This window comes from Streptomyces sp. NPDC001514 (assembly GCF_053597075.1).
Genome location: NZ_JBSFHO010000020.1, coordinates 71,758 through 91,370, shown reverse-complemented (window position 1 = coordinate 91,370; position 19,613 = coordinate 71,758). Strand labels below are relative to the sequence as shown.

The window sequence follows — 19,613 nt, the reverse complement described above, 5'->3', positions numbered from 1 at the left end:
AAGGTGCCGCCGCACCTTCACAGCCCGTCCGGCGTTTGACGACGGACACACCGGTTCACACGGCGTATGGGATCAGGCTGTGCAGTTCCTCGCGCCCACGTGCAGGGCGACCGCCGTGTTCGGGCCGAGCGTCCGCGTGAACTGGCCCGCGCTGTTGACCGTGACGCCCGTGCCCGACTGGACGTCGCAGTAGGTCCCGGCCGGGAGCGACGTCTGGAACGTACGCGTCAGCGAGGACGACTCGTGGTTGATGGCCACGTACGCCTTGTCGCCGCGCCCGAAGGCGATCGCGTCCGCGCCGTTGTCCCACCAGTTGGTGACCGACTGGCCGCGGGCCTGGTTGCGGAAGGCGACCATGGAGGAGATCTCGCGCCAGGCGTGCTGGCACTTCCAGCCGTCGCTGTAGCAGGCGTTCACCGTGCCGCCGTTCGGCGGGCCGGCGTCCTTGTCGGACCACTCGTAGCCGGAGTGGACGTCCGGTGCGCCGTACGGCCAGGCCAGCATGAAGACGTTCGCCAGGGTGTAGTTGGCGCCGTCCTTGTAGTTGAGGGTGTCGCCGCCGCGCTCGGTGTCGTGGTTGTCGACGAAGACGGCGGACTTGCCGCTCTCCATGTAGCCCCAGCCCTCGCCGTAGTTCTTCAGGTAGGCGAGGTTCTCGTTGTTGAAGACGCGCTTGAGGTCGCGGGCGTACCGGAACTCCTGCACGTCGCCGTTGCCGAGGTACTCCGTGGGCTGGACGGCCTCACCGGCTCCGTAGATGGCCTCCTGCTTCCAGTACACGCCGGGGTTGCTGAGCTTCGCCTTGATGGCGGCGAGGTCGGCGGCGGGCATGTGCTTGGCGGCGTCGATCCGGAAGCCGTCGACGCCCAGCGACAGCAGGTCGTTCATATAGCCCGCGATCCTGTTCCGGACGTACTCCTCGCCGGTGTCGAGGTCGGCGAGCCCGACCAGCTCGCAGTACTGAACGTTCACGCGGTCCTGGTAGTTGGTGATGTGCGCGGTGCAGTCGTCCATGTCCCAGGAGGCGTAGGTGCCGGGGTAGTCGTACTTGGTGTACGAGGAGCCGCCGGTGCCCGTACCGGAGCCCGCGGCCATATGGTTGATGACGGTGTCGACGACGACCTTGACGCCGGCCGCGTGGCAGGCACTGACCATGTTCGCGAACGCGGTGCGGTCGCCCAGCCGCCCCGCGATCTTGTAGCTGACGGGCTGGTACGAGGTCCACCACTGTCCGCCCTGGATGTGCTCCTGGGGCGGGGAGACCTGGACGTAGCCGTATCCGGCGGGGCCCAGGGTGTTGGTGCACGCTGTGGCGACGGAGGCGAAGCGCCACTCGAAGAGGACGGCGGTGACGTCCTTGGTGCCGGGCGGGGCCGCCTGCGCGGCTCCCGTCGGCGCGATCACCGCGGCCGCTGCTCCCGCCACGAGGGCGAGCGCGGCGGCCAGAGATCTGCTGGCCATGTGGTTCCTCCTGCGGCTCAGGAAGGGGGACAGAGGGCCGGGTGGGGGATTGAATGTTCTTGCTGCAAAACTGCAAGACCCTCTGCGCAGGTGACCGTAGGGGCAGACCGTCAATCGGTCAACAGTTTCGACATCTGCATGACTCACGGAAGACATCGTTCCGCAAGAAGTTGCAGCCCTTCCGGATCTCTGCCCGGGGAAACTGGAGGAGGCGGGGGCCCCGACCGATCACGTGGAGGAGCCATGACGGCAGCGACACGGCGCGACACCCCGGTCGCGATCGAAGGCGGTGGCGTGGAACTGCGCATGGAGGAAGTGGGTGGAGACCTTACTGTCTCGTTCGTACGGCTGCCCAAGGGCGCGGACATGGCACCTGCCCTGAAGGGCCAGCCCGACGATCTGTGCCAATGCCCCCACTGGGGCTATCTGCTCGCGGGCCGGCTGAAGATGAAGACGAAGGACGGGGACGAGATCTACGAGGCGGGCCAGGCCTTCTACTGGCCGCCGGGCCACGCTCCCGAGGCACTCGAGGACTGTGACTACGTGGACTTCTCCCCGACGCGCGAATTCAACGAGGTGATCCAGCACATCAAGGCGCAGATGAGCTGACCTCCCAGCCGTGTCCCGCCTCACTCCGGCGGCGCGGCCAGTGAAGTTTGCGTCAGGAGTCCGTTGACAGGGCGCCGTCTTCTCCCTGCCGAGGTGCTCGTACACCGTCGAGCGGGGCACCTTGAAAATGCCGTCAGCGACAGCAGGTCGTTCAATACAGGGGGCTCCTATAGGGCCTGGGGGTGGGCGAGGACAGTCACCGTCGGTCAGGGAACGCCTGTTCCAGCTGCGCTCCGCACTTCCCTGCGGTCCCTGATGTGCTCGAGGTCCTGGACGCGGCCGGCGGCGCAACGGCGAGGTGTGTGAAGCGGGGCGAACGGACCACGCGGACGGCTCAGTCCCGCACCCGCGCCGTCGACCCCCGCACCACCAGCTCCGGCTGGAAGACGTACTCCGTGCTCGGCACGGGATTGCCGCGGATCTCCTCCAGCAGCGCGCCCACCGCCGCCGACGCCATGGCCTGTACGGGCTGGCGCACCGTCGTCAGCGGCGGATCGGTGAAGGCGATCAGCGGCGAGTCGTCGTACCCGACCACCGACACGTCGCCCGGCACGTCGAGCCCGCGCTCCCGGGCCGCCCGGATGACGCCGAGCGCCATCATGTCGCTGCCGCAGACGATGCCGGTGCAGCCCGCGTCGATGAGCTCGGCGGCTGCCGCGTGCCCGCCCTCGACGCTGAACAGGGTGTGTCTGACGTACGGCTCGGCGCCCGGCCCCGCCGACTCCAGGAAGCCCTCCGTCTTCCGCCGCGACGGCACGTACCGCACGGGCCCGACCGCGAGCCCGATCCGCTCGTGTCCGAGGTCGGCGAGATGGCGTACGGCCATGCCCGCCGCCATGTGGTCGTCGGGCGAGACGAAGGGCGCGGACACCCGCTCGTTGTAGCCGTTGATGAGGACGAACGGGACATTGCGGGCGGTGAGTTCGGCATAGCGCGCCGGGTCGGCGGAGGTGTCGGCGTGCAGCCCGGAGAGGAAGACGATGCCGTCGACGCCGCTCTCCTCCAGCTGCTCGACGAGCTCGTCCTCCGTCGCCCCGCCCGGCTGCTTGGCGCACAGCAGGGGCGTGTAGCCGTGCCCGGCCAGCGTCTGCTCGACGACCTGCGCGAACGCCGGGAAGATCGGGTTGGTGAGCTCCGGCACCACCAGCCCGATCAGCCCGGCGCTGCGCCGCCGCAGCCGTACGGGACGCTCGTAGCCGAGGACGTCGAGGGCGGCGAGCACCCGGGTGCGGGTCGCCGCGGAGACGCCGGGCTTGGCGTTGAGGACGCGGCTCACCGTGGCTTCGCTGACGCCCGACTGGGCTGCGATGTCGGCGAGCCGAGGGGCGGTGCCGGCGCCGCCCCTCGGCCTCGGGATCGTCACACCGTCCACCACACCGTGGTGTCGGCGGGCAGGACAACGGTGTCGTCGTCCGTGACCGCGACGGGCGTGCTGGCCAGCAGGAGCGTGCCGGGGACGGGGAGGCGTACCGGCGCGCCCGTGGTGTTGGTGGTGCAGACGAACCCGTCGCGGGCGAGGGCGAGTACGCCCTCGGGTGCGTCCAGCCAGGTCACCGTGTCCCCAGCGCCCAGGCCCGGGTGCTCACGGCGTACGGCGAGAGCGGCCCGGTACAGCTCCAGCGTCGAGCCCGGAGCCCCGGTCTGAGCCTCCACGCTCAGCTCGGCCCACGCCTCGGGCTGAGGAAGCCAGCTCCCGCCGGATCCGAACCCGTACGAGGAACCCTCCCGCGTCCACGGGATCGGCACCCGGCACCCGTCCCGGAACCCGTCCTGCCCCTCCGCACGGAAGAACGACGGATCCTGACGCACCTCGTCCGGAAGATCCGTCACATCCGGCAGACCCAGCTCCTCGCCCTGATACACATACGCCGAACCCGGCAACGCCAGCATCAGCAACGACGCCGCACGCGCCCGCCGCAGACCGAGCTCACGGTCGCCCTGCTCGCGCAGCTGCGTGCCGAGCCCGGCGGGGTTGGCGAAGCGCGTGGCGTGCCGGGTGACGTCGTGGTTGGACAGCACCCAGGTGGTGGGGGCGCCGACGGGGCGCATCGCGGCCAGCGAGCCGTCGATGACCTCGCGCAGCTCCTTCGCCTCCCAGTTGGTCGTCAGGTACTGGAAGTTGAAGGCCTGGTGCATCTCGTCGGGGCGTACGTACATGGCGGTGCGCTCGACGGTCGGGGTCCATGCCTCGGCGACGAGGACGCGCTCGCCCTCGTACTCGTCGAGGATCCGCCGCCAGGAGCGGTAGATGTCGTGCACACCGTCCTGGTCGAAGAACGGCATGACGTCGTTCCCGAGCAGCTTGAGCTGGTCGCCGGAGCCGATGTCGGGCAGGCCCGCCGCCTTGACCAGGCCGTGCGCGACGTCGACGCGGAAGCCGTCGGCGCCGAGGTCCAGCCAGAAGCGCAGGATCGAGCGGAACTCGTCCTGGACGGCGGGGTGCTCCCAGTTGAAGTCGGGCTGCTCGGGCGCGAAGAGGTGCAGGTACCACTCGCCGTCCTCGACGCGGGTCCAGGCGGGGCCGCCGAAGATGGACTCCCAGTCGTTGGGCGGCAGTTCGCCGTGCTCGCCCTTGCCGGGGCGGAAGTGGAAGCGCTCGCGCAGCCGGGAGCCGGGGCCCTCGCGCAGTGCCTGCCGGAACCAGTCGTGGCGGTCGGAGCAGTGGTTGGGCACGAGGTCGACGATGACCCGCAGGCCGAGGCCGTGCGCGCTGCGGATCAGCGCGTCGGCGTCGTGGAGGGTGCCGAACATCGGGTCGATGGCCCGGTAGTCGGCGACGTCGTAGCCGCCGTCGGCCTGCGGGGACGCGTAGAACGGGCTGAGCCAGACCGCGTCGACGCCGAGCTCCTTGAGGTACGGGAGCCGGCTGCGTATGCCCGCGAGATCGCCCATGCCGTCGCCGTTGCCGTCGGCGAAGCTGCGCGGATAGACCTGGTAGATCACCGCGTCCCGCCACCAGCCGGTGTGCGTGCCACTGGTCGGGTGGGTGGGGGCGGCGAGGTGCTGGGTCATTTCATCCCTGGGTGTCGTCGGATGCGGAAGGAACGTACGCATGTGAGCCGTGGGGGAGGCTCAGCCCTTGACGGCGCCGGCCGATACGCCGGTCACCAGATGCCGCTGCGCGAAGAGGAAGACGATCGCGGCCGGGATCGCGATGAGCACGGAGGCCGCGGTCATCGGGCCCCACTGGGCGCCGTACTGGTTGACGAACTTCTGCAGTCCGCCCGCCAGCGTGAGGTTCTCGTCGCCGACCATGAAGGCGGACGCGTAGGCGACCTCGCCCCAGGCGGTGATGAAGGAGTAGAACGCGGTCACCGCGATGCCCGGCTTGGCGAGCGGCAGGATGAGCCGCCAGAAGGTGCCGAACGGGGTGAGGCCGTCGACCTGCCCGGACTCGTCGATCTCCCGGGGGATGGTGTCGAAGAAGCCCTTCATCATCCAGGCGCAGAACGGCACGGCGATGGTGAGGTACGTGATGACCAGACCGGCCGGCTCGTTGAGCAGGCCCATGCCCGCCATGATGTTGTAGATCGGCACGATCAGGACCGCGACCGGGAACATCTGGGTGATGAGCAGGGTCCACATCAGCCCGCGCTTTCCGGGGAAGCGGAAGCGGCTGACGGCGTAGCCGGTGGTGGCGGCGACGAAGACTCCGAGGACCGTGGTGAGGCCCGCGACGAGCAGCGAGTTGCCGAACCAGGTGAGGAACGGGGTGTCGCCCAGCAGGTTGGTGTAGTTCTCGAACGTCGTCTCTTTGAAGAAGTCGGTCGTGGTCGCGTACGACGCCGGCTTGATCGAGGTCAGGAAGACCCACAGCACCGGGAAGACGGCGATCACGGACGCGACGAGCAGCGTGAGATGCAGTGCGGCCGAGGCGAGCGGCGAGCGGCGGCCGCGCAGCGGGGCGTTCGCCGGGACGTTGGTCGTGGTCACCAGGTTTCTCCCTGCTTGCGGAGGACGCGCTGGTAGACAGCGGCGAAGACCATCAGGAGGACGAGGATCAGCACGCCCCAGGTGGAGGACTGCGCGAAGTCGCGCGGGCTGATCTCGAACGAGAACTTGTACGCCTGGGTCACCAGGATCTGGGTGGCCTCGCCGGGACCGCCCCGGGTGAGCAGGAAGATCACCGGGAACATGTTGAAGGTCCAGATGGTGCTCAGCAGGATGACGGTGGTGGACACCGACCGCAGCCCGGGCATGGTGATGTGGCGGAACCGCTGCCAGGCGCTCGCGCCGTCCATCTCGGCGGCCTCGTACAGCTCGCCGGGGATGGACTGCAGACCGCCGAGCAGGGCGACCATCATGAACGGGACGCCGAGCCAGACGTTGACGGCGATCACCGAGAACTTGGCCCAGGTGGGGTCGTTGAGCCACGGCACGGCGTCGATGCCGCCGCCCCCGAGGATCTTGTTGAGCAGGCCGTTGTCCTCGTTGTAGAGGAAGCGCCAGGCGAAGACGGAGACGAAGCCGGGCACGGCCCAGGGCAGGACCAGCATCATCCGGTAGACCGACCGGCCGGCGATCCTGCGGTTGAGGATGTTGGCGAGGGCGAGGCCCAGGCCGAAGGTGACGGCCACACAGGAGACCGTCCACACCAGCGTCCACCCGAGGGTGTCGAGGAACTGGCTGCCGGTGAGCGCGTCGGCGTAGTTGTCGAGGCCGACGAATTCGTACGTCGCCGGGAGGTGGTTGACCCCGATCGATCTCTCGACGTTCCGCTCGTCGGCGTTCGTCAGCGACAGATAGATGCCGCGGACGAGCGGATAGCCGATGATCACCCCGATCACGATCACCACAGGGGCGACCATGGTCCAGGCGTACCAGTGAGTGGAGAGCGCGCGGCGCAGCGGGCCGGGCTTCCGTGCGGAGTCGCGGCGATGGCCGCGGGCCCTGGTGGGCTCCGCGGCCTTCGCCACCGACCGGCCGCTGGTGTGGACAGCCATCAGTCGGTCTCTTCCCTTACTTCCAGTCCTTGAGGAGCTTGCGGTAGGCGTCGCCCGTCGCCTTGCTCCCCTTCTCCGGGGTGGTCTGGCCGGTGAGGACCTTGGTGTACTCGGTCACGAGCGGAGCGAAGAGGCTGCCGCCCTCGGGGATCCAGGGGCGCTCGACGGCCTTGTCGACGGCCGGCTTGAAGAAGCCGACGATCTCGTTCGCCGCGACCTGCGGGTTGGAGTAGACGGAGGAGCGGGTCGGGAGCAGGTTGAGCTCCTTGGCGACCTGGGTCTGGGCCTCGACGGAGCTCATGTACTCGACGAAGGCGTAGGAGGCCGCGAGGTTCTTGGAGCCCGCGTAGACGGCGAGGTTGTGGCCGCCCTGCGGGGCACCCTGGCTCGCGGAACCGGCGGGCACGGGGGCGACGCCGAGGTTGGACTTGTCCTTGAACTCCTTGCCGGCGTAGGTGTCGGCGACGGCCCACGGGCCGTTGATCATCATGGCGACCTTGCCGTCCTTGAAGGCCGACTGCATGTTGTTCCAGCCGTCGGTGGCGTCGGTCTTGGCGGCACCGGAGTCGACCAGGTCCTTGACGACCTTCATGGCCTTGACGCCGGCCGGGTTGTCGACGGTGATCTGCTTCTTCTCGGCGTCGACGAGGTCGCCGCCCTCGCCGTAGAGGAAGGACAGGAACCAGTAGGCGTCGTCGCCGCGGAGGTACATACCGGTCTTGCCGGTCTTGTCCTTGATGGTCTTGGCGACGGTCTTCAGCTCGGCGATGGTGCTGGGGACCTCGACACCGGCGTCCTTGAAGATCTTCTTGTTGTAGAAGATGCCCATGGTGTCGATGACCTGCGGGACGGCGTAGGTCTTGCCGTTGTACTTCGTGGAGGCGGCGGCCTGGCCCAGGAAGTCCTTCTCGTTCTTGAGGGCGGCGGTGCCGTCGAGGGGGGCGAGGTAGCCGAGGTCGGCGAACTCGGGGGTCCAGGCGACCTCGGAGCGGATGACGTCGGGGGCGCCGGAGCCGGACTGGGCGGCGTTCTTGAACTTGTTCTGCGCCTCACCGAAGGGGACGTTCACGTACTTGATCTTGACGTCCGGGTGCTTCTTGGTGAAACCCTCGGCGAGCTTCTTGAAGACCTTGTCCTCGCTGCCGACGGTCGACGTGTCCCACCAGGTGACCGTGCCCGACAGCTTCCCGTCCGCGCTGCTCTTCGCGCCCTCGGTGTCGTTGCCGCCGCACGCGGTCGCCGTGAGCGCCAGGCTCGCGACCAGAGCGGTGGCCGCTATGCCACGTCGCATGTGAACTCCTTCGATGGGGCCGCTCCATCACGGCGCCGATTCGTCGAGGAACGTAACAAGGTTGAAAGAAGTCCGAAAGACCTTGCGAGAGATTTCCGCAAGAGACGGCGATCGTTACATCCGCGTGTCCTCACGGTTGCCGACACGAACCTTGTCAACCAAGGATTCATGCGCTCCAGCCCGCCTCGGAGCCCTGCTCAGGGGGCTGCTCAGGCGGCGTAGGCCCGCTACGGGCGGCCCACCGGTCCGTCGACTGCGACCCGCGCAACTGCTTCCGCAAGAGATTGCAGCGCTGTTACCTTCGACATAGGTCGGCGTTGAACCGGTAGATCCGGATCATCCCGAATCAGGCATCCGCAGGCATTCGCCGGCACCGCCGCCGGCAGCGAAGGATCCGAAGGGGACCCTCCATGACGCAGGAGCTCAGCACGACCACCGCGCCCCACCTCGCCCGGCAGGCGTCGGAACAGGCGCGGGACTGGTGGCGTGACGCCGTCATCTACCAGGTGTACGTCCGCTCCTTCGCCGACAGCGACGGCGACGGCATCGGTGATCTGCGCGGCATCCGCGACCGGCTCCCGTATCTCGCCGCGCTCGGGGTGGATGCGGTCTGGCTGACGCCCTTCTATGCGTCCCCGCAGGCCGACGGCGGCTACGACGTCTCGGACTACCGGGCCGTCGACCCTCTCTTCGGCGAGCTGTCCGACGCCGACGACCTCGTCCGTGAGGCCCACCGCCTGGGCCTGCGGGTGATCGTCGACATCGTCCCGAACCACACCTCCGACCGGCACGCCTGGTTCCGCGCGGCGCTCGCCGGCGGCCCCGAGCGCGCGTACTACCACTTCCGTCCGGGCAAGGGCGAGCACGGCGAACTGCCGCCGAACGACTGGGAGTCCGTCTTCGGCGGGCCGGCGTGGACCCGTGTCGAGGACGGCGAGTGGTATCTGCATCTCTTCGCGCCCGAGCAGCCGGACCTCAACTGGGACCAGCCCGCCGTGCGCGAGGAGTTCGCCTCCGTCCTGCGCTTCTGGCTGGACCTCGGCGTCGACGGCTTCCGTATCGACGTGGCACACGGCATGGTCAAGGCGGACGGCCTGCCCGACATCGGGCTGCGCGAGCAGGCCAAGATGATCGGCGCCCAGGTGCTGCCGTTCTTCGACCAGGACGGGGTCCACGAGATCCACCGCGGCTGGCGCCGGCTGCTGGACTCGTACGACGGTGAGCGCGTAGGAGTCGCGGAGGCCTGGGCGCCGACGCCGGAGCGGCTCGCCCTGTACGTACGCCCGGACGAGATGCACCAGGCCTTCAACTTCCAGTTCCTGCGTTGCCCCTGGGACCCGGCTCGCATGCGGGAGGTCGTCGACGCGTCGCTGGCGGCGACGGCGTCGGTGGGTGCGGCCACGACCTGGGTGCTGTCCAACCACGATGTCGTACGTCACACGACCCGCTACGGCGACGGCCCCGTCGGTCTGCGGCGGGCGCGTGCGGCGTCGTTGCTGATGCTGGCGTTGCCGGGTTCGGCGTATGTGTATCAGGGCGAGGAGCTGGGTCTGCCGGATGTGACGGATCTTCCGGACGAGGTGCGTCAGGATCCGTCGTTCTTCCGTGCGGAGGGGCAGGACGGGTTCCGGGACGGGTGCCGGGTGCCGATCCCGTGGACGCGGGAGGGTTCCTCGTACGGGTTCGGATCCGGCGGGAGCTGGCTTCCGCAGCCCGAGGCGTGGGCCGAGCTGAGCGTGGAGGCTCAGACCGGGGCTCCGGGCTCGACGCTGGAGCTGTACCGGGCCGCTCTCGCCGTACGCCGTGAGCACCCGGGCCTGGGCGCCGGGGACACGGTGACCTGGCTGGACGCACCCGAGGGCGTACTCGCCCTCGCCCGCGACGGGTTCCTGTGCACGACAAACACGCGCGGCACCGAAGTGGAACTGCCCGTACCGGGCAGCGTGCTCCTTTCGTCGGCGACACCCGAGTTCACCGGCGGGACGGTACGCCTTCCCGCCGACTCCAGCACCTGGTGGGCAATCTGACATGCGACCGGTACAGTCCAATCCCATGACCGCACGGCTTGCCGACATCGCAGCCCAGGCGGGGGTCAGCGAAGCCACGGTCAGCCGAGTGCTCAACGGCAAGCCAGGCGTGGCCGCGACCACCCGCGAATCGGTGCTCGCCGCACTCGACGTCCTGGGCTATGAGCGCCCCGTCCGGCTGCGCAGGCGCAGTGCCGGACTTGTCGGACTCATCACGCCCGAACTGGAAAATCCCATATTCCCCGCCCTGGCCCAGGTCATCGGACAGGCGCTGACCCGCCAGGGCTACACCCCCGTGCTGGCCACCCAGACCCCCGGCGGCTCCACCGAGGACGAGCTCACCGAAATGCTCGTGGACCGGGGCGTGTCCGGCATCATCTTCGTCTCCGGACTGCATGCCGATACGAGCGCCGATATGCAGCGCTACGAGAAGCTGCGCGCCCAGGGCGTGCCCTTCGTGCTCGTCGACGGCTTCTCGCCGCAGGTGCAGGCCCCGTTCATCTCGCCCGACGACCGGGCGGCGATGCGGCTCGCGGTGACACATCTCGTCTCCCTCGGCCACACCCGGATCGGTCTGGCGCTCGGCCCGAAGCGATTCGTCCCGGTTCTCCGGAAAATAGAGGGTTTCGTCAAGGCGGTCCATGAACAGCTGGGCCTGACGGACCAGGAGATCGAGGCGGAGCTCATCCAGCACTCCCTCTACACCCTGGAGGGCGGGCAGGCCGCGGCAACCGCGCTGATGGACCGCGGATGCACGGCGGTCGTGTGTGCGAGCGACATGATGGCGCTCGGCGCGATCCGGGCGGCGCGGCAGCGCGGACTCGAAGTTCCGCACGACATCTCGGTCGTCGGCTTCGACGACTCCCCGCTCATCGCCTTCACCGACCCGCCCCTGACGACGATCCGCAAGCCGGTACCGGCGATGGGCCAGGCGGCGGTACGGACGCTGCTGGAGGAGATCGGCGGGACGCCCGCGCCCCACAGCGAGTTCGTCTTCATGCCGGAATTGGTCGTACGCGGTTCAACGGCTTCCGGGCCCGGGGTTGCACCTAATTCTTAGGTAGTACTCAAGAGGTACCGCGTGCGGCCGGAACCAGCCCAGGGGATGATCGGACGAGAGTTGTGTATCTGGCAGACTCTCTCCCTATGGGTGAATCGACCGTGAAGACTTTGGAAGGCCGGACGGCCGCCCCGTCACCCATGGTGAGCGAGGAGCGTCCGGCCCCGGAGCACGGAGGGCTGCGCGGGCTGCGGACACCGCGGCGGCCCCGGATCTGGTTCGAGATCCTGCTCATCGCGGTCAGTTACTGGACCTACTCCCTCATCCGCAACGCGGTGCCGGAGCAGAAGGCACAGGCCCTGCGCAACGCCGACTGGATCTGGGACGCCGAGAAGGCGCTCGGCATCGCGGTCGAGCAGACGGTCAACCACGCCGTGAACTCGGTGACATGGCTCGTCGTGACGATGAACTACTACTACGCCACGCTGCACTTCCTGGTGACCATCGGCGTGCTGGTCTGGCTCTACCGCCGGCACCCGGGCCGCTACGCCGCGGCGCGATCCGTCATCTTCGCGACGACGGGTGTCGCGCTCGTCGGGTACTACCTGTACCCGCTGGCTCCGCCGCGCCTGATGAACGGCCAGAACTTCGTCGACACCGTGCTGGTGCACCACACCTGGGGCTCGATGGCCTCGGGCAATCTGAAGAACATGTCGAACCAGTACGCGGCGATGCCGTCGATGCACATCGGCTGGTCGCTGTGGTGCGGGCTCATCATCGTCGCGCTGGCGTCGGCGCCCTGGGCGAAGATCCTCGGCGTGCTGTACCCGACCCTCACCCTCATAGTCATCGTCGCCACGGCCAACCACTTCTGGCTCGACGCGGTGGGCGGCCTGATGTGCCTCGCGTTCGGGTACGGCGTCTCGTACGTGCTGTACGGGGCGATGCCGCACCGCTTGCCGCGGCATGTCGCGGTGCCCTCCATCGCCGCCGCCGCCGACACCGCCCGGCCGGAGCTGAACGTGGCACAGCGGTGACATGGCGCTGAGGCAGCGACGGAGGGTTCACCGCAACACTCCGTAACCGTTGGGCCGGTCTAGCACGACTCCTCCAGGTAGGCGCGCGCCAGCGCACCGGCCCGCGTGAACCAGTCGGCGAGTACGGCGATCTCGTCCGGCGTGTAGTCCGCGAAGAGCTCCGCGAGGCGCTCGTAGTAGGGCCCGTAAATGGCCCGCACACGCTCGGCAGCTGCCGGGACGGCGGCGACCCGCACCCGGCGCCGGTCGGCGGGGTCCGGCCGCCGGGTCACAAACCCTCCGCGCTCCAGGCGGTTGAGGATGCCGGTCACCGCCCCCGTCGTGACATGCGCGCGCCCGGCCAGATCGCCGGCGGTGACCGGGGAGTCCCCGGCCTCCAGGACGTAAGCGAAGCAGATGAGGTCCGTGACGCTCAGACCCAGGTTCCGGGCGAACTCCTGCTGGCCGACCATGCTCGTCGCGATGAGATCGTCCATCGCGCCGATCGCGTCCGAGGCGGAGGCGGCGGGGCGGAGCTTGCCCTCCATTGAAATTCCCTTAGTGCGTAAGATAAATTCCTCACTTGCTAAGACATCCTAAGTCCGGCGCCGGTGGTGTAGCCGCGGCATGCCGTGGCATGCAGTGGCACGGCCCGGCGGGCGCGAGGAGGCAGGCACGTGAGCGGACATCAGCACGACGAGGGCCACACCGTCGCCGGATGGGCCGGTTGCGCCGTCGCCACGGCCGGGGCCGCGGTCACCGGCGTGGGAATCTGCGGCTGGCACCCGGGGATCTGGCCGGGGCTCGGCGTCATGGCCTCGGCGGTGCTGGTCACATGGGGCCTGCACCTCGCGGGCTGGGGCAAACCGCCCGGCCCGCGGCCTGCCGACCAGTGGGGCCTCCTGGTCCGGGACCGCGCCGCGCGCGAGGGGCACGCGGGCTGCCTCGGATGCCGGCTGGCCGGACGGCACGGCGTTGCGGTCCGCACGGGCGCGGCGCCCGAGCCCGCCGTCACCACCTCTCGCACGGCTGCTCCGGCTGACCTGTCGTCCTGATGGATGCCGCGTCGAGCACCGGGCGTGCCCGGTCGCAGCCCGGTGACGCGCAGGAGCGGTACCTCAGCGTTCGGGCCTTCGCACGGCCAGGGCTAGGCTGCACGGCGTGAACACCCCACCCACCTGCTGTTCCTGCTGCGGGGAACCCCTCGCGGACGAGCGGCGCATCGATTTCCGCTTCAATCTGCCGGACGCGGCGCTCACCGCACCGGACGAGGCCCGGCACAGCCCGGGGCCCTCCGCCCTGCTCCGCGTGGACGGCGTCGGCTCCTTCGTACGCTGTCTGCTCCCCGTCCGGCTGACCGGCGACACCGAACTGGTCCTGGGCACCTGGCTGGAGGTCGACGACGACGCTCTCCAGCACGCCCAGGCCGTATGGGAGGAGCCCGCCTACGCGCAGTTGTCCTTCCGGGGGACGCTCGCCAACGCGATCCGCCCGTGGGGCGACGACCTGCTGGGCGCCCCGGTCACCGCCCGGGTCGGCGACCCGGAGGAACTGCCGTACCTCGTCGCCGGCCACCACCCGGCGATCTCCCGCCTCCTGGCGGACACCTGGGACCGCGACCACGTCCTCAGCCGCTTCCCGCACCCGCTGCCCGTCGCTGTACGCACCGACCTGGGCGACCAGTGGTCCGTCGAGCGCACCGCCGGTATGTCGGCCCGCTTCGCCGACGGTGTGGACCAGTTCGCCGGGCCGGGCCGCGGCGTGGCCGTCACCGTGTTCGAGGACGACATCCCGGGCCGCGCCCCCGACGACTTCCTGGCCGCGCTGCTCGACGGCTCCCCCGACGCCCTGCCCGCACAGCGGCTCACCGAACGCCTGCCGCACGGGGTGCGGCACGCCTTCTGGCTCACCCCGAGCGACCACGGCCGGGAGCGGCACGAGTTCTACGGGTACACGGTGCCCACCAGCGGGACTGCCGCCGGGTTGTTCTGCAGCCACGAGGCGGCGGAGGACCTCCCCTGGGCCCAGCACGTCTGGCGGTCCCTGCGGTGGAGCAACGCATGAACCCTGAAAGGATCCTGCGGGCCCTCTGAAGGCCCGGGCCACCGGCGCCCGGGCCGGCCGGGCCACCCCGGCCGAACGGCGGCCCGGACCTACGCCCCGTAGAACAGCTCCTCCACCACCGCCCGCGCCCTGCGCGTCGTGCGCCGGTAGTCGTCGACCATCTCCCCGCTGTACCCCATATGCGGCTGCTGCCGCGTGGGCCCCGGCCCGTACCCCAAGTACCGCCCGACCGCCCCCAGTTCACGGGCGTCCGACGGGAAGGTGTCGCCCGGGCGCCCGCGCACCAGCATGACGCCGTTGCGGACGCGGGTCGCGAGGACCCAGGCGTCGTCGAGGATCTGGGCGTCCTCCGTGGACAGCAGCCCCGCGGCGTGGGCGGCGGCGAGGGCCTCGCGGGTGCGGGTGGTGCGCAGGCCCGGTTCGACCCAGCCGTGACGCATCTGGAGGAGCTGGATGGTCCATTCGACGTCGCTGAGGCCGCCGCGGCCCAGCTTGGTGTGGAGGGTGGGGTCCGCACCGCGCGGGAGGCGTTCCGTTTCCATGCGGGCCTTGAGGCGGCGGATCTCGCGGACCGCGTCCTCGCCGAGGCCCTCGGCGGGATAGCGCAGGGGGTCGATCAGCTCGATGAAGCGGGCGCCCAGGTCGGCGTCGCCCGCCATCGGTTCGGCGCGCAGGAGGGCCTGGCTCTCCCAGACGAGCGACCAGCGCCGGTAGTACGCGGCGTACGAGGCGAGCGTGCGCACGAGCGGGCCGCTCTTGCCCTCGGGGCGCAGGTCCGCGTCGATCAGCAACGGCGGGTCGGCGGTGGGGAGCTGGAGCAGCCGGCGCATCTCGGCGACGACGGTGTTCGCGGCCTGCGCGGCCTCCTGTTCGTCGACGCCTTCGCGCGGCTCGTGCACGAAGAGGACGTCCGCGTCGGAGCCGTACGAGAGCTCGTGCCCGCCGAAGCGGCCCATGCCGATGACGGCGAAGCGGGTCGGGAGGGTGTCGCCCCACCGCTCGCGGACGACGGCACGCAGCGCGCCCGCGATCGTCGCCGCGTTGAGGTCGGTGACCGCGTTGCCGACACTGTCGACGAGCGCGCCCGGGTCCTGTTCGGCCGGGTTCTCCTCGGTGCCGTACGAACCGATCAGATCCGCCGCGGCGGTACGGAACAGCTCGCGCCGCCGCACTCCGCGCGCCGCCGCGACCGCCGCCTCGGCGCCGTCCGCGCGGCCGACCGCGGCCAGTACCTCCTGCTCCAGGTGGTCCCGGCCGCGCGTCTTCAGCCCCTCCGGGTCGCCGAGGAGCGCCACCGCCTCCGGTGCGCGCAGCAGCAGGTCGGGGGCGAGGCGGCCGGCGGACAGGACACGCGCGAGGTTCTCCGCAGCCGCCCCCTCGTCGCGGAGGAGCCGCAGGTACCAGGGCGTCTTGCCGAGCGCGTCGGACACCTTGCGGAAGCCGAGCAGCCCCGCGTCCGGGTCCGCCGAGTCCGCGAACCAGCCCAGCAGCACCGGCAGCAGCGTCCGCTGGATCGCCGCCTTGCGCGTGACCCCGGACGACAGGGCCTCGAGATGGCGCAGCGCGGCGGCCGGGTCGGCGTAGCCGAGCGCTTCGAGACGCTGCCGGGCGGCCTTCGCGCTGAGCCGGATCTCGCCGGGCGCGAGCTGCGCGACCGCGTCCAGCAGCGGCCGGTAGAAGAGCTTCTCGTGCAGCCGCCGTACGACCGTCGCGTGCCGCCGCCACTCCTTGTTGAGCTCGGCGACCGGGTCGGTGCGCAGGCCGAGCGAGCGTCCGAGGCGGCGGAGGTCATCCTCGCTCTCCGGTACGAGGTGGGTGCGGCGCAGCCGGAACAGCTGGATGCGGTGCTCCATCGCCCGCAGGAAGCGGTACGCCTCGTCGAGCTGGGACGCGTCCACGCGCCCCACGTATCCGCCGGCCGCGAGTGCCTTCAGCGCGTCGAGCGTGGTCCCGCTGCGCAGCGTCGCGTCACTGCGGCCGTGCACCAGCTGCAGGAGCTGGACGGCGAATTCGACGTCGCGCAGCCCGCCGGGGCCCAGTTTCAGCTCGCGGTCGATCTGGGCGACGGGGATGTTGTCGACGACCCTGCGGCGCATCTTCTGTACGTCGGGGACGAAGTTCTCGCGCTCCGAGGCCTGCCACACGAGGGGGGAGACGGCCTCGATGTACTCGGCGCCCAGCTCGGGGTCCCCCGCCACCGCCCGGGCCTTCAGCAGCGCCTGGAACTCCCAGGTCTTCGCCCACCGCTCGTAGTACGCGAGATGGCTGGAGAGCGTACGCACGAGTGGGCCGTTGCGGCCCTCCGGGCGCAGATTGGCGTCGACGGGCCAGATCGTGCCCTCGACGGTGGTCTCCGAGCAGATCCGCATGAGGTGGGACGCGAGCCGGGTCGCGGCCTTGAGGGCCTTGGACTCGTCGGCCCCGTCCGCCGGCTCCGCGACGAAGATCACGTCGACGTCCGAAACGTAGTTGAGCTCATGGCCACCGCACTTGCCCATCGCGATCACCGCGAGCCGGCAGGTGGCGGCGTCCTCGGGCGCGGCGGTACGGGCGATGGCGAGCGCCGCGCGCAGCGTCGCCGTCGCCAGGTCGGCGAGCTCGGCCGCGGTCTGGGCGACGTCCGTGGTCCCGCACACGTCGCGCGCCGCTATGGACAGCAGACAGCGGCGGTAGGCGACGCGCAGCGACACCGGGTCGATGGCCTCGGCGAGCCCGCGCTCGAACTCCTCCACACCGGGGTGCAGATCGGCTGCCTCGTACGTCACCAGCGCATACCAGTCGCGCGGGTGCCGCGCCAGATGGTCACCGAGCGCCTCGGACGCGCCGAGCACGCCGAGCAGCCGGTCCCGCAGCGGTTTCGCGGAGATCAGGGTGTCGAGGAGGCCCTGCCGCTCGCCGGGCTTCTGCGCCTCCACCAGGCGTACGAGCCCACGCAGCGCCAGGTCGGGGTCGGCGGTGGCGCCCAGCGCGTCGAGGAGTACGGAGTCGGCCCGTACGGGCGCCATCTCGGGCAGGCCGAGGAACCGCTCGGCGACCGCCGGGTGGGTGAAGCCGTGCCGCAGCAAACGTGTGAACGTACTGCTTCTGCGCCCCGGCACCGTCATCCCGCCGCCTCCGATCACGCACCCGATCAAGGTCCCGGTCCGAGCCTAGCCCGAGGCGGCGGATTGCGATGAGCCCGGTCGGCGGGCGGAGTCGGCACTTCGAAGGGACCATGTGAGGGATGCAGGACCGAGAGGACGCCGACATGCCGGCACAGTCACAGGCACAGGAACAGGAACAGCCACAGGGAGCACAGGAACCGCAGACCGAGCTGGACCCCCGCTACAGCTCCCCCGACGCCACCGCGACCCCGTGGTCCGACGCCGTCGCGCTGCTCGAGAAGGCCGAGGTCTTCTGGCTGTCGACCGTACGGCCCGACGGCCGCCCCCACGTCACACCGCTGCTCTGCCCCTGGCTGGACGGGGCGCTGTACTTCACCACGGGTGAGGACGAGCGCAAGGCCCGCAACCTCGCCGCCAACCCGCACGTCGTGCTCACGACCGGCACCAACGCGTCCGGCGGCGGCTGCGACCTGGTCGTCGAGGGCGAGGCGGTCCGGATCAGCGATGAGAAGCGGCTGGCCCGGCTGGCCGAGGCGTGGGCGGCCAAGTACGGGCCGGACTGGCGCTTCGAGGTACGGGACGAGGCCTTCCACTCCCAGGCCGGGGGCCGCGCCCTGGTCTTCGAGGTCACGCCGCGCACGGCCTTCGGCTTCGGCAAGGGCGAGACCTTCAGCCAGACCCGCTGGCGCTTCACCGGCTGAGCCCCGCCCCAGGACCCCGTGTTCGGAGAGCCACCATGGAATGGACCCTCGAGGTGATCACCGTGCCGGTCACCGACGTCGACCGGGCCAAGGAGTTCTACGTGGACAGATGCGGTTTCACGGCCGACGTCGACGTGTCCCCGTTCGAGGGCGCCCGCTTCGTGCAGCTCACCCCGCCCGGTTCCCGTTGCTCCATCGTCCTCGAGGCCGGTCTGCCGGACTCGCCGGGCCAGCCGCGGATGGCCCCGGGCTCGCTCCAGGGCCTGCAGCTCTGTGTCACGGACATCGACGAGGCCAGGGACGAGCTCGTGGGCCGCGGGGTCGAGGTCGGTCCGGTCCAGCGCGTGGGACCGTCCGGATGGGAGGAGGGCAAAGGCAGGGAAACCTGGAATTCCTTCCTCTTCTTCAAGGACCCTGATGGCAACGGCTGGGTCGTCCAGGAAGCCCCGGCCCCGCTCGCCGAACGCTGAGGCCGGCGGCCGAGACACGGGAGACCCGTTCATGTACTTCAGCGACCGGGACGGCAACGGCTGGGCCCAGGAATGGACCCGGCGCGCCACCCAGCCCCTGCAGAAGCTCCTCGCCGAGCAGACGCGGAAGCGCCGGAGCGGCGAGGACGCGAACGGCGGCGACGCGGACTAGGGGTGTCCGGTCCGCACGAACCACATCCGGGCGGCGCCATGGAATGGACCCTCGAAGTGATCGTCATCCCGGTCACCGACGTCGACCGGGCCAGGACCTTCTACGCCGACCAGTGCGGCTTCACGGTCGACCACGACACCCGCATCGGCAAAGGCGTCCGCATCATCCAGCTGACGCCGCCCGGCTCGCCCTGCTCGATCGTCATCGGCTCCGGCCTGCCCCCCGCCCCCGGCCAGACGACGATGAACCCGGGCGCGATCCAGGGTCTCCAACTCTGCGTCCCGGACATCGCATCCGCCCACGACGAGTTGCTCGCCCGTGGCGTCGGGGTCAGCGCCGTCCAGCACGTCGGCCCGACGGGCTGGGCTCCGGGCAAGGGCGAGCCCTGGAACTCGTTCATGTTCTTCCAGGACCCCGACGGCAACGGATGGGTGGTCCAGGAGGCGCCGACGCCCCTCTCGGAGCGCCGCCACCTCCCGTGACGGCCACGTCGGTGGTCCGGACTACGACGCGTCGACGAGAATGATCAGGACGTTGCCGGCCCTCTTGTGGTGGAAGAAGTCGAAGAAGTCGTCGTCATCGTCGTCGTCGCAGTGGTGGTGGCGGTCGTGGTGGCGACCGTCGTATCCGTTCCTCCAGTCGGAGCAGCCGCGATCGCTCCCCATGTCGCTCGAGGCGAATGCCACGGTTGCCGGCATCACGCCAAGTGCGAGTCCTGCGGCCGCTGCCGAGATACCAGCAACGATCCTTCGGCG

At 70.1% G+C, this 19,613-nt stretch carries 18 protein-coding genes and 1 pseudogene; 10 read left to right on the top strand and 9 right to left on the bottom strand.

Annotation, left to right across the window (positions count from 1 at the left end; all coding sequences use genetic code 11):
* Positions 1-81 precede the first annotated feature (81 nt).
* Positions 82-1,461: pseudogene (locus ACWCXB_RS21835) on the bottom strand (alpha-amylase); the annotation flags it as partial.
* 243 nt (positions 1,462-1,704) lie between these two features.
* On the opposite strand from ACWCXB_RS21835, the gene ACWCXB_RS21830 reads away from it, so the two are divergent.
* On the top strand, positions 1,705-2,070 hold the full coding sequence (locus ACWCXB_RS21830) for a hypothetical protein (RefSeq protein ID WP_450725113.1): 366 nt from the start codon (positions 1,705-1,707) through the stop codon (positions 2,068-2,070).
* Positions 2,071-2,404: 334 nt separating this feature from the next.
* Here ACWCXB_RS21830 and ACWCXB_RS21825 read toward each other — a convergent pair whose 3' ends face one another.
* The 5 genes from ACWCXB_RS21825 to ACWCXB_RS21805 are packed head-to-tail and all read right to left on the bottom strand — an operon-like array spanning position 2,405 to position 8,304.
* Positions 2,405-3,445, bottom strand: coding sequence for a LacI family DNA-binding transcriptional regulator (locus ACWCXB_RS21825; RefSeq protein WP_450725112.1), 1,041 nt, complete (start codon positions 3,443-3,445; stop codon positions 2,405-2,407).
* Positions 3,430-5,082: a glycoside hydrolase family 13 protein gene (locus tag ACWCXB_RS21820; RefSeq protein WP_450725111.1), complete on the bottom strand. Its 1,653-nt coding sequence runs from the start codon at positions 5,080-5,082 to the stop codon at positions 3,430-3,432. Before ACWCXB_RS21820 ends, ACWCXB_RS21825 begins: the two co-directional genes overlap by 16 nt.
* Before the next feature lie 60 nt (positions 5,083-5,142).
* The gene (locus ACWCXB_RS21815; RefSeq protein WP_450725110.1) at positions 5,143-6,003 is read right to left on the bottom strand and encodes a sugar ABC transporter permease; all 861 of its coding nucleotides are present in this window, start codon (positions 6,001-6,003) and stop codon (positions 5,143-5,145) included.
* Positions 6,000-7,013, bottom strand: a complete 1,014-nt coding sequence (locus ACWCXB_RS21810; RefSeq protein WP_450725109.1) for a carbohydrate ABC transporter permease — start codon at positions 7,011-7,013, stop codon at positions 6,000-6,002. The genes ACWCXB_RS21815 and ACWCXB_RS21810 overlap by 4 nt, the downstream gene beginning before the upstream one ends.
* A gap of 16 nt (positions 7,014-7,029) precedes the next feature.
* Positions 7,030-8,304: an extracellular solute-binding protein gene (locus tag ACWCXB_RS21805; protein WP_450725108.1), complete on the bottom strand. Its 1,275-nt coding sequence runs from the start codon at positions 8,302-8,304 to the stop codon at positions 7,030-7,032.
* Positions 8,305-8,714: 410 nt separating this feature from the next.
* Here ACWCXB_RS21805 and ACWCXB_RS21800 point away from each other — a divergent pair, with 410 nt between their 5' ends.
* From ACWCXB_RS21800 to ACWCXB_RS21790, 3 genes are all read left to right on the top strand, one after another.
* Positions 8,715-10,331, top strand: a complete 1,617-nt coding sequence (locus tag ACWCXB_RS21800; protein WP_450725107.1) for a glycoside hydrolase family 13 protein — start codon at positions 8,715-8,717, stop codon at positions 10,329-10,331.
* Between the two features lie 25 nt (positions 10,332-10,356).
* On the top strand, positions 10,357-11,391 hold the full coding sequence (locus tag ACWCXB_RS21795) for a LacI family DNA-binding transcriptional regulator (RefSeq protein ID WP_450725106.1): 1,035 nt from the start codon (positions 10,357-10,359) through the stop codon (positions 11,389-11,391).
* A gap of 86 nt (positions 11,392-11,477) precedes the next feature.
* Positions 11,478-12,368, top strand: a complete 891-nt coding sequence (locus tag ACWCXB_RS21790; RefSeq protein WP_450725105.1) for a phosphatase PAP2 family protein — start codon at positions 11,478-11,480, stop codon at positions 12,366-12,368.
* A 59-nt stretch (positions 12,369-12,427) separates the two neighbouring features.
* On the opposite strand, the gene ACWCXB_RS21785 is transcribed toward ACWCXB_RS21790, so the two are convergent.
* On the bottom strand, positions 12,428-12,895 hold the full coding sequence (locus tag ACWCXB_RS21785; RefSeq protein ID WP_450725104.1) for a MarR family transcriptional regulator: 468 nt from the start codon (positions 12,893-12,895) through the stop codon (positions 12,428-12,430).
* Positions 12,896-13,024: 129 nt separating this feature from the next.
* On the opposite strand from ACWCXB_RS21785, the gene ACWCXB_RS21780 reads away from it, so the two are divergent.
* Positions 13,025-13,402: an HGxxPAAW family protein gene (locus ACWCXB_RS21780; RefSeq protein ID WP_450725103.1), complete on the top strand. Its 378-nt coding sequence runs from the start codon at positions 13,025-13,027 to the stop codon at positions 13,400-13,402.
* 106 nt (positions 13,403-13,508) lie between these two features.
* A complete protein-coding gene (locus tag ACWCXB_RS21775; RefSeq protein ID WP_450725102.1) occupies positions 13,509-14,411 on the top strand; it encodes a DUF2199 domain-containing protein in 903 nt (300 codons plus the stop codon).
* Between the two features lie 89 nt (positions 14,412-14,500).
* Here ACWCXB_RS21775 and ACWCXB_RS21770 read toward each other — a convergent pair whose 3' ends face one another.
* Entirely contained in the window at positions 14,501-17,515 is a 3,015-nt protein-coding gene (locus ACWCXB_RS21770) for a bifunctional [glutamine synthetase] adenylyltransferase/[glutamine synthetase]-adenylyl-L-tyrosine phosphorylase (protein ID WP_450725101.1), read from the bottom strand.
* 143 nt (positions 17,516-17,658) lie between these two features.
* Here ACWCXB_RS21770 and ACWCXB_RS21765 point away from each other — a divergent pair, with 143 nt between their 5' ends.
* Genes ACWCXB_RS21765 through ACWCXB_RS21750 form a run of 4 tightly spaced genes read left to right on the top strand, consistent with a single transcriptional unit; the run spans position 17,659 to position 19,340 of the window.
* Positions 17,659-18,216, top strand: coding sequence for a pyridoxamine 5'-phosphate oxidase family protein (locus ACWCXB_RS21765; RefSeq protein WP_450725165.1), 558 nt, complete (start codon positions 17,659-17,661; stop codon positions 18,214-18,216).
* Between the two features lie 35 nt (positions 18,217-18,251).
* Positions 18,252-18,686 carry a VOC family protein gene (locus ACWCXB_RS21760; RefSeq protein ID WP_450725100.1) on the top strand — a complete coding sequence of 145 codons (435 nt, stop codon included), beginning with the start codon at positions 18,252-18,254 and terminating at the stop codon, positions 18,684-18,686.
* A gap of 31 nt (positions 18,687-18,717) precedes the next feature.
* Positions 18,718-18,858 carry a hypothetical protein gene (locus ACWCXB_RS21755; RefSeq protein WP_450725099.1) on the top strand — a complete coding sequence of 47 codons (141 nt, stop codon included), beginning with the start codon at positions 18,718-18,720 and terminating at the stop codon, positions 18,856-18,858.
* Positions 18,859-18,896: 38 nt separating this feature from the next.
* Positions 18,897-19,340 carry a VOC family protein gene (locus ACWCXB_RS21750; protein ID WP_450725098.1) on the top strand — a complete coding sequence of 148 codons (444 nt, stop codon included), beginning with the start codon at positions 18,897-18,899 and terminating at the stop codon, positions 19,338-19,340.
* Positions 19,341-19,361: 21 nt separating this feature from the next.
* On the opposite strand, the gene ACWCXB_RS21745 is transcribed toward ACWCXB_RS21750, so the two are convergent.
* Positions 19,362-19,544, bottom strand: a complete 183-nt coding sequence (locus tag ACWCXB_RS21745) for a hypothetical protein (protein ID WP_450725097.1) — start codon at positions 19,542-19,544, stop codon at positions 19,362-19,364.
* Positions 19,545-19,613: the final 69 nt, after the last annotated feature.

Coding starts and splice junctions, on each gene's coding strand:
- ACWCXB_RS21830 (WP_450725113.1), top strand. CDS start 1,705: ATGACGGCAGCGACACGGCGCGACACCCCGGTCGCGATCGAAGGCGGT.
- ACWCXB_RS21820 (WP_450725111.1), bottom strand. CDS start 5,082: ATGACCCAGCACCTCGCCGCCCCCACCCACCCGACCAGTGGCACGCAC.
- ACWCXB_RS21810 (WP_450725109.1), bottom strand. CDS start 7,013: ATGGCTGTCCACACCAGCGGCCGGTCGGTGGCGAAGGCCGCGGAGCCC.
- ACWCXB_RS21805 (WP_450725108.1), bottom strand. CDS start 8,304: ATGCGACGTGGCATAGCGGCCACCGCTCTGGTCGCGAGCCTGGCGCTC.
- ACWCXB_RS21800 (WP_450725107.1), top strand. CDS start 8,715: ATGACGCAGGAGCTCAGCACGACCACCGCGCCCCACCTCGCCCGGCAG.
- ACWCXB_RS21795 (WP_450725106.1), top strand. CDS start 10,357: ATGACCGCACGGCTTGCCGACATCGCAGCCCAGGCGGGGGTCAGCGAA.
- ACWCXB_RS21790 (WP_450725105.1), top strand. CDS start 11,478: ATGGGTGAATCGACCGTGAAGACTTTGGAAGGCCGGACGGCCGCCCCG.
- ACWCXB_RS21785 (WP_450725104.1), bottom strand. CDS start 12,895: ATGGAGGGCAAGCTCCGCCCCGCCGCCTCCGCCTCGGACGCGATCGGC.
- ACWCXB_RS21770 (WP_450725101.1), bottom strand. CDS start 17,515: ATGACGGTGCCGGGGCGCAGAAGCAGTACGTTCACACGTTTGCTGCGG.
- ACWCXB_RS21765 (WP_450725165.1), top strand. CDS start 17,659: ATGCCGGCACAGTCACAGGCACAGGAACAGGAACAGCCACAGGGAGCA.
- ACWCXB_RS21760 (WP_450725100.1), top strand. CDS start 18,252: ATGGAATGGACCCTCGAGGTGATCACCGTGCCGGTCACCGACGTCGAC.
- ACWCXB_RS21755 (WP_450725099.1), top strand. CDS start 18,718: ATGTACTTCAGCGACCGGGACGGCAACGGCTGGGCCCAGGAATGGACC.
- ACWCXB_RS21750 (WP_450725098.1), top strand. CDS start 18,897: ATGGAATGGACCCTCGAAGTGATCGTCATCCCGGTCACCGACGTCGAC.